The 7,368-nt window shown below is 38.0% G+C and carries 12 protein-coding genes; 4 read left to right on the forward strand and 8 right to left on the reverse strand.

Annotation, left to right across the window (positions count from 1 at the left end):
• Nucleotides 1-277 precede the first annotated feature (277 nt).
• Nucleotides 278-715, forward strand: coding sequence for a DUF6376 family protein (locus tag ACI6MV_RS21405; protein ID WP_407272364.1), 438 nt, complete (start codon nt 278-280; stop codon nt 713-715).
• Nucleotides 716-876: 161 nt separating this feature from the next.
• Here ACI6MV_RS21405 and ACI6MV_RS21410 read toward each other — a convergent pair whose 3' ends face one another.
• The 6 genes from ACI6MV_RS21410 to ACI6MV_RS21435 all read right to left on the reverse strand — a co-directional run bounded on the left by ACI6MV_RS21410 (nt 877) and on the right by ACI6MV_RS21435 (nt 4,986).
• Nucleotides 877-1,737, reverse strand: a complete 861-nt coding sequence (locus ACI6MV_RS21410; RefSeq protein ID WP_407272365.1) for a manganese catalase — start codon at nt 1,735-1,737, stop codon at nt 877-879.
• A gap of 110 nt (nt 1,738-1,847) precedes the next feature.
• Complete coding sequence (locus ACI6MV_RS21415; protein ID WP_407272366.1) at nt 1,848-2,240, reverse strand: HI0074 family nucleotidyltransferase substrate-binding subunit; 393 nt, start codon at nt 2,238-2,240, stop codon at nt 1,848-1,850.
• The gene (locus tag ACI6MV_RS21420; protein WP_407272367.1) at nt 2,216-2,536 is read right to left on the reverse strand and encodes a nucleotidyltransferase family protein; all 321 of its coding nucleotides are present in this window, start codon (nt 2,534-2,536) and stop codon (nt 2,216-2,218) included. The genes ACI6MV_RS21415 and ACI6MV_RS21420 overlap by 25 nt, the downstream gene beginning before the upstream one ends.
• 139 nt (nt 2,537-2,675) lie before the next feature.
• Nucleotides 2,676-4,106 carry a DUF4179 domain-containing protein gene (locus ACI6MV_RS21425; RefSeq protein WP_407272368.1) on the reverse strand — a complete coding sequence of 477 codons (1,431 nt, stop codon included), beginning with the start codon at nt 4,104-4,106 and terminating at the stop codon, nt 2,676-2,678.
• The gene (locus tag ACI6MV_RS21430; RefSeq protein WP_407272369.1) at nt 4,099-4,623 is read right to left on the reverse strand and encodes a sigma-70 family RNA polymerase sigma factor; all 525 of its coding nucleotides are present in this window, start codon (nt 4,621-4,623) and stop codon (nt 4,099-4,101) included. The genes ACI6MV_RS21425 and ACI6MV_RS21430 overlap by 8 nt, the downstream gene beginning before the upstream one ends.
• Before the next feature lie 99 nt (nt 4,624-4,722).
• Nucleotides 4,723-4,986 (reverse strand): hypothetical protein, encoded by a 264-nt coding sequence (locus ACI6MV_RS21435; RefSeq protein ID WP_407272370.1) that lies wholly within the window; start codon nt 4,984-4,986, stop codon nt 4,723-4,725.
• 95 nt (nt 4,987-5,081) lie between these two features.
• Between ACI6MV_RS21435 and ACI6MV_RS21440 the strand changes: the two genes are divergently transcribed.
• Both ACI6MV_RS21440 and ACI6MV_RS21445 read left to right on the forward strand, forming a co-directional pair.
• On the forward strand, nt 5,082-5,315 hold the full coding sequence (locus ACI6MV_RS21440; RefSeq protein ID WP_407272371.1) for a hypothetical protein: 234 nt from the start codon (nt 5,082-5,084) through the stop codon (nt 5,313-5,315).
• A gap of 38 nt (nt 5,316-5,353) precedes the next feature.
• Nucleotides 5,354-5,506 carry a GNAT family protein gene (locus ACI6MV_RS21445; RefSeq protein ID WP_407272372.1) on the forward strand — a complete coding sequence of 51 codons (153 nt, stop codon included), beginning with the start codon at nt 5,354-5,356 and terminating at the stop codon, nt 5,504-5,506.
• 385 nt (nt 5,507-5,891) lie between these two features.
• Here the strand turns inward: ACI6MV_RS21445 and ACI6MV_RS21450 are convergent, their stop codons facing one another.
• Nucleotides 5,892-6,191 (reverse strand): DUF5634 family protein, encoded by a 300-nt coding sequence (locus tag ACI6MV_RS21450; RefSeq protein ID WP_407272373.1) that lies wholly within the window; start codon nt 6,189-6,191, stop codon nt 5,892-5,894.
• 129 nt (nt 6,192-6,320) lie between these two features.
• On the opposite strand from ACI6MV_RS21450, the gene ACI6MV_RS21455 reads away from it, so the two are divergent.
• Nucleotides 6,321-7,034: a nucleotidyltransferase domain-containing protein gene (locus tag ACI6MV_RS21455; RefSeq protein WP_407272374.1), complete on the forward strand. Its 714-nt coding sequence runs from the start codon at nt 6,321-6,323 to the stop codon at nt 7,032-7,034.
• Nucleotides 7,035-7,092: 58 nt separating this feature from the next.
• Here the strand turns inward: ACI6MV_RS21455 and ACI6MV_RS21460 are convergent.
• Nucleotides 7,093-7,368: hypothetical protein (locus tag ACI6MV_RS21460; RefSeq protein WP_407272375.1), on the reverse strand; the 276-nt coding region annotated here is incomplete at its 5' end.

A 7,368-nucleotide genomic window follows, 5' to 3' on the forward strand; every position in this document is an offset into this window, starting at 1 on the left:
CTTTGTTGGTTGTACAATCTTCTAATCGTTCACAATTGCCTCTATCTGTGACAAAACGATTTAATCCAGATTTATACGACCACCTGTGACCTTATTAACGCTAATATATTGATTACAGGTAAATAAGAGTGAGCCCTAGTGTCCGGCAAACCAACACCAATCCTGCTATACCTCTCCTCCATCTACTTACAAATCCAAAAGAAAACCTAACTTAAACTCCACATAGAATGATATAATAGATCTGTTAGATTTTAGCTTTTAGGAGGGATTTTCGTTCATGAAGAAAATTATATTTCTTGTATTAATGATCAGTTCCATCTTGTTAAGTGGTTGTTCGCTATTTGAAGAAGTAAATGACTCGCTAAATTATGTCAATGAGACAAGCGATTATATTAATACAGTTACCCAGTTTGCCGAAGATGCTCCGCAGATGATTCAAGATGCTGCATCAGATTCAGCCGTTAAAGAAGAGTTAACAAATGAGTTAAAAACAATAAAAGACGAAATAGAACAATTCAACGGATTAGATGCACCAGCAATTGCCGAGGATATCAATCAACAGATCGTGAATAAAAATGAAGTGATTTTAGAAGAGATTAATAAAGCACTCACTAACGGGGAACTTGCTCTAGAAAAACTTAAGGAATCGGAGTTATTCCAAATCATCGAAGACGTGACAGGGCTTATGAATCAAATTGAAAATCTAGGATTATAGTACACTCTTACTATACTGTTTATTTTTTACTCGATCCTTTGCTAAATGCAAGGGATTTTTGTTTGCCTTTTTCCTTAATGATCGTTGATCTCTGACCTGATCATTAATATATAATAACAAAGCGTCTCAACCTACAAAGTTGATGACGCTCTTTTTTAAGATTATTTCATATGCGGTTTAGCGTGAACGGTAGTATCTTGTAGTACAGATAACGGTGTGTCATGAATGTAAGCTGGTGCTGGTTTTAACTTTGGTTTACCTCCGAATGGTTGTGGATACTCGACATAATTAAACACGCCTAAGCCGTCCATGCTTGGACCATAAGCCCACCGTCCCTTTGCACTTTCATTTCCTGCGGATAAGTTAAACAATGTGTAGGACACTTCTTGTTTTTCTAATTCACGAGGGAATGTGCTTGGCACGACAACATTTTCTTTTGCTTCTAGCTCTTTAATTGCTGCAATCCACTGGTTTTGGTGCATTGTGTCACGTGCAATTAACCATGATAGCATATCCTTGACGCCACGGTCATCCGCTTCTTCATAAAGACGTACCGCCTGCAAGCGCCCTTGTGATTCTGCATTTAAGTTAGCACGAAAATCAGCTAAAAGGTTACCACTTGCTCCAATATAACTAGCAGTCCAACGATTGCCTACACTATCCACCGGCATCGCACCAAGCCCTGAAACGATTGCGTGCTGTGGATTCGTACCACCTAATATAGCCGCCACCACTGGGTTGTTGACTGCCTCATCTAAATCCACCTCTGGCGCATCGTCTAGAAGTCTTGCGATCATCGTTGCTAGCATTTCAATATGTGCTAATTCCTCTGCACCTGTATCCATTAACAAATCCTTATATTTTCCATTTCCACGTGTGTTAAAACCCTGAAACAAGTATTGCATCGCGACAGAAATTTCGCCAAATTGACCACCAAAGATTTCTTGAAGTTTTTTAGCAAAGATCGGATCTGGTCTCTCAAGCTTAGCATGGTACTGCAATTCTTTAAAGTGATAGAACATATTCTCTTTTCTCCCCTCAGTGAATAAATACATACATTTCTTAGATATGTATGATACTCAAAAAGGTGAGCTATTTGCCCGCCTTTTTGCACTTTGAACGGGTAAAACAACTATATGTTATCACCGATTCTATTTATTATAGAAAATAACGAATGATAATATTTGTTTAGATTAGCATAAATCTTGATTGCCACTTCCTCGTTATATGTGTGCACGGTCAAATTGCGATCATTGACCATGTTCAGTCCAACTATTGCTTCTTCATCAGTTAGGATGTTTGTCTCTCTTAAGCTTCGAATAACAGCCTTTGGAGAAGCTACATCCAATCCTTCTACATCATACAAATATTGTTTTGCAGCTTTCCAGCACGCCTCAAATGTAAATTCAAATCGCTGTATCGATGCGTCACGTTCAATGTCATTAACTTCTTCCAATATGATAAGTTGGTGAAAGGAAACTAGCGCCTTTCGAGCCGATGCTAGTCTTTGGTGGAGTCGCTCCATAATATCCCCTCCGTTTTTACTTTTTTCACTAATTCATTACTTGCACCATTTAAATCTACAATGTCAACTTTATAAGGAATCGTAGACTCTTCTACTTTATCGATTAGTTCCGTCCAATTTGTCGGGGAAACAGATTGTTTAGCTTCAATAGCGATATCAATATCAGAGCTATGTTTTTCCTCATTTCGAGCCCATGAACCAAATAAGTACACTTTAATTCCATCTTCAATTAACGTATCATTCACTATTTGCTTTAACTCATTCAAGATATACTCTCGCAAATATCCTTCAGCCATCTTGCTTCCCCCCTTTTGTAATCATTATATCATGATATCACATATCTATTCTTTCACTTGTATGTTTTCTTTCATCAGAAATACAACAAACGTAAAACAGAAAGCTACCTCAGGCAGCCTTCTGTTTATACTTACACCTCTAATAAGCTTCTTTATATAACTTCTCTAAATCATCAATCGTTTTCCCTTGCATCTGAAAAGAATCAACCTCTTCCCATGTTTCTCCAACTCGAGCAACCTCCAACACATAGTTGACGCCATTTTCTTTTTTGTATAAAACAAACGCATGATTCTCAGAGTTCTGTTTAAAATCATTTGTTTCTTCAATCAATGCGAGCGGTTTAACGACATTTGATGTGGTGATTTTGTTACGCTTTTGAAATTCATAAGCGAACGTTGTGTCCAAAACGGTTAGCTCAGCTTTGTAATATTCTCCTAACTCAATGTCTAATTTAGTGCTAATTTCATCAATCATAAATTCTCTAAAAAATGTCTGTTTATCAAGTTGTTTTTCAACCAGTCCAAAGCGTTCCGGTGCGCTTTCCTCTGTAGCAGCATGAAACTCACTTAAATTAACTTCAACAGCCAAATCGTCTAGTGCTGTCGCTGTATTTCCATCCTCATATACAGGAACGATCGTTACTGTTTTAGTATCTTTTAATGGCTCATATAAGGCATCTATTTTTACTACTTGTTTATCAAAATTCACGAGTGGAATAATTTTCGTTTCATAATCAATTAGTTGTAATTGATTACCACTGTCACTAGTTATCTTATAAGAAAAATCTGAAAAACCATCGTTATCCTTGTGCAGTGGTGTTTCCAATTCCATTTGAAAACTTGCACCAGCAGGCGTCAAACGAATACTATCAACGTTAAACTGATAATCTGACGTCGTGATTTGTTTGTTAATATCGTAAACCAAAATTGACTGTTCCTTCACGACTGGAAATTTAAATTGCCAATTCCCCTGTTTGTTCAACATTTCAGAAAAAGTTAGTGAGATATCGAATTCATCTGGTAAGTCTACAGTTGTTTCGATTTTACCGACCATCACGTCACCTTCACGATGCCAATTCCCTCCTGCTTCCATAAGGTGTTTTCCGTCTATTTGTAGTTCATACTCCGGCTCACTTTGTTCAGCTAAAGCCTGATTCTCTTCATCTAGCGGAACAGCGTATCCAATTACTAGTCTAGCACTATCGTAATAAACATCTGTTACGGTTACTTCTACATTGCGATCTACAGCCGAGTCACCAATTGGCTGAACGAGATTGTTTTCATACGCTTGTTGCAAGCCAATATCATAATGAGATAAGACCGATCCAAGTAAAGGAACATTCGATAACATGTTTGCCATTACGGGCGACACGAACGTTGAACCAATTATCCCAAAAAAGATTATAGCTGCTACGACTAAACCACTTACCCAACGGTACTTTTTTCTTGGTTTTTGTTTTTGTTTATGTTTATGTTTATTAGCTTGATAGATTGCTTCTGTTACTGCAATATCAAGTTTTTGTTCTGGAATCACAATATTATCTACTTTTTCCTTAAACCTCTCATTCATTGACACAGTCTCCTTCCATTTTTGACCGTAAAATATGTAGCGTGCGATGCAGCCTGGACTTCACGGTTCCTTCTGGAATACCCATAATTTCAGCAATTTCGCGATTTGAGTAATCATCATAAAACTTCAAGATGATTAGCGTTTTTTGATTTTCATCAAGTTGGTCAATTAATTCAAATAGATCCAGTTGATCGTCTACGTTTATTTCCTTTTCGGGGAGTGTTTCAAGAACCTCACTTATAATCGGCACGACCTTTTTTTGTTGTCGAAGAAAATCAATCGCACTATTAATCGTAATTCGTTTCAACCACGCCGAGAACTGTTCTGGGTTCTTTAATTTTTCGATCGAGATGAATGCTTTATAGACGGTCTGTTGCACAATTTCGATAGCATTTTGTTCATTTTTCACATACACATAAGCGATCCGGTATATCTTCGTTTTTTCATAAGCTATTATTTTCTCAAAGGCTTGTTTGTTGCCTTTGATTGATTTCTTTACATCAGATTTTGTATACATATTGCCCTCCTCTCCCCTACTAGACTGACCAGGAGATAGATTCGTTCCATTTTCCATTTACTTTTTGGAGTATACACTAGTATGGAGGGCGGCACACGATTATTGATACAAATCCTTTACATGGTTCAGATCGTCGATTAATTGCTTGATTTCATCCTGACTAAGCCTTACAAGTAATTGGTCATATAAAGTAACAATTTGTCCATCTGATTCGTCTTTATGCTTGTCTAAATATGTGTATAATTGATTTAATTGGTTCGGATTTAATGTTGATTCGGTAGAAAAATGTTTGATTGACTTTATGCTAAATTCATTGTTCGCATCATCAAACGCACCGGAAATAATGTTACCGTTCCATTCCATAAGATCACTCCTAAGATATTGGATTTACGATTAGTATCACCCAATTAGCTGACACCATTAGAAAGTTTTATGAATTAGAGGGGGAAATGTCACACATGACCATATCAGAATTAACTAGTACCACGGATTACAAACAAGCATATCCGCTTATGTCAGAGCTTGTAGATCATATAAGTGAACAAGAATATTTAACACTTTTAACGGAAATGCGTAAGGAAGGATATCGACTATTTGGGCTCACATACGAAGAAAACATGGTGGCACTTGCAGGCGCCTCGATCCGAACTGATTTTTTCAATGGCAGACACCTTTGGGTCATGATGTTGTAACCTCGAAGCATGCTCGCTCAAAAGGATACGGCAAACATTTGGCAGCATACCTTGAAGATTTTGCACAAACAGAAAACTGCAAGAAGATTGTTTTATATTCTGGTATGTCTAGAACAGCGGCACATCATTTTTGGGAGAAACATATGAAGTACGAAAAACGAGGTATCGTTTTTAAGAAAGAAATCACTTAACAAAAGCGCAGAGCACCGGTTAGTGACGTACGGACTGGGACTGCGATTACTCGCCCCACCGAAAACATTTGGACTGAACCGTAGGACCAGAGTAGGCTTCGAAGCTTTACCTCGCACGAAGAAAATTGTTCTATATTTTCGAGGAGATAAAGGAAACATGCCGCTGCATAAGGGGTATGTCGACGTTGGACGACAAGTCCGCTTTTAGTCGACCTTCCTTAAAACCTGAACCGATGTTGACTTATCGTGTCATGAGGTGAAGGAAGTCTCGCTAGTCGCTGGTGCTCGGAGCTGGCCGTGGCTAATGCTTAATGTTATCCACATTTAGTATATTTTATAACTCCTTATGCAATAATAAAAGCACCTCACTAGAAGGTGCTTTCTGTTAATGAATTTTATTAAATACCTCATCCAATGTGGCTATGCCATCAATTTCTTCTCCGTCATCTTTTTCAATCGTCCATTCTTCTTTTTCCACAGCCAACTGCTCAGCTTCATTTTTCACATAAGGCAAATGGATCATATACACATGACCACTTTTGCGAATCGTATAGCCCATATAGAACCTTTCTTCTGGCCCTTCTTCTTCAAAAACACCAGCATCATCTAAATGGTAGCGGTCCATCAGTTCACCAAGCGTGTCCGTAAATTGCTGTCTTAGTTCATCTCGAGATACGTATTCCATACCATAACTCCTTTCGATATTCACTAAGGCTTATTGTTTCCGCTACCCTTTATTGTCATCCGATTTTTTTGTAAAAATACTGTTTTAATATGATAAGCTATAGTGAAAAAGTAAGGAGACCCTCTCAAAATGAACGATAAACTAGAACCAATTGAAGCCGCAAAGCTATTTATAAACAAACATTTCCCGGACTGTGATGGCGCATTACTAGCAGGAAGTGTCGTTAGAGGTCAACATACCAAAACATCTGACCTTGATATCGTCGTCTTTGATAAAAAACTTCCTACATCCTATCGGGAATCCTTGATTGATTTCGGCTGGTATATAGAAGTGTTTGCTCACAACTTAATTTCGTATAAAACGTTTTTCCAAAGTGATTATCAACGAGCCAGACCGTCGATGCCACGAATGGTTGCTGAAGGGGTGATTCTGAAAGACAAAGGAGTCCTCGCATCCATCAAACTAGAAGCGAAACAATTGCTAGACAAAGGTCCAGAAGCTTGGTCATTGAAAACGATCGACATGAAGCGATACTTTATAACAGATGCACTGGATGATCTAATAGGATGTACGAATCGCGCAGAAGCACTATTTATCGCAAATGCTTTAGCTATGGATGTTAGTGAATTTGTGTTACGAACAAACCAACAGTGGATTGGTGCTTCCAAATGGGTTGTACGGGCTTTACAGCAGTATGATCAAGCATTTACAGACCAATTTGTAGAAGCATTTGATTCTTTTTATAAAACCGGAAATAAGGACAAAATTATCGAGCTGATTGATGGTGTATTAAAGCCGTATGGTGGACGGTTATTTGAAGGATTTGCTTTGGGGAAGGATTAAAAGCGTAGCTCTAGCATCGGTGTTCCGGTGCTAGAGCTGCGCTTTGATTCTATTTATTTCATTGCACTTGACCGCTTCGTATCATTTCTCGCATTTCTTCTGAAGTATAATATTTACCTTCTTCTATATTCTTTTTAGCTTGTAATAATTTTCGCTTTAACTCCGGGTCTCTTTCAACATCTTCAGCTACTGCAGTTTCAGCTTCTTCTTTGTTATCAATAGCCACAATTTTATACTTTCGTCCGTTTAATTCAAAGGACTGATCTTTATCCCGAACAATATCTTCTAATACCTTCGCAGCCTGTGCATCCACTTTTTTCATACAATAGCCTCC

Source organism: Radiobacillus sp. PE A8.2 (genome assembly GCF_045635475.1).
GTDB lineage: Bacteria > Bacillota > Bacilli > Bacillales > Amphibacillaceae > JBJGXI01.

What these genes read in the sequence shown, in the direction of transcription:
- ACI6MV_RS21405 (WP_407272364.1), top strand. Translation starts at nt 278, where the DNA reads ATGAAGAAAATTATATTTCTTGTATTAATGATCAGTTCCATCTTGTTA.
- ACI6MV_RS21410 (WP_407272365.1), bottom strand. Translation starts at nt 1,737, where the DNA reads ATGTTCTATCACTTTAAAGAATTGCAGTACCATGCTAAGCTTGAGAGA.
- ACI6MV_RS21415 (WP_407272366.1), bottom strand. Translation starts at nt 2,240, where the DNA reads ATGGAGCGACTCCACCAAAGACTAGCATCGGCTCGAAAGGCGCTAGTT.
- ACI6MV_RS21420 (WP_407272367.1), bottom strand. Translation starts at nt 2,536, where the DNA reads ATGGCTGAAGGATATTTGCGAGAGTATATCTTGAATGAGTTAAAGCAA.
- ACI6MV_RS21425 (WP_407272368.1), bottom strand. Translation starts at nt 4,106, where the DNA reads ATGAATGAGAGGTTTAAGGAAAAAGTAGATAATATTGTGATTCCAGAA.
- ACI6MV_RS21430 (WP_407272369.1), bottom strand. Translation starts at nt 4,623, where the DNA reads ATGTATACAAAATCTGATGTAAAGAAATCAATCAAAGGCAACAAACAA.
- ACI6MV_RS21435 (WP_407272370.1), bottom strand. Translation starts at nt 4,986, where the DNA reads ATGGAATGGAACGGTAACATTATTTCCGGTGCGTTTGATGATGCGAAC.
- ACI6MV_RS21440 (WP_407272371.1), top strand. Translation starts at nt 5,082, where the DNA reads ATGACCATATCAGAATTAACTAGTACCACGGATTACAAACAAGCATAT.
- ACI6MV_RS21450 (WP_407272373.1), bottom strand. Translation starts at nt 6,191, where the DNA reads ATGGAATACGTATCTCGAGATGAACTAAGACAGCAATTTACGGACACG.
- ACI6MV_RS21455 (WP_407272374.1), top strand. Translation starts at nt 6,321, where the DNA reads ATGAACGATAAACTAGAACCAATTGAAGCCGCAAAGCTATTTATAAAC.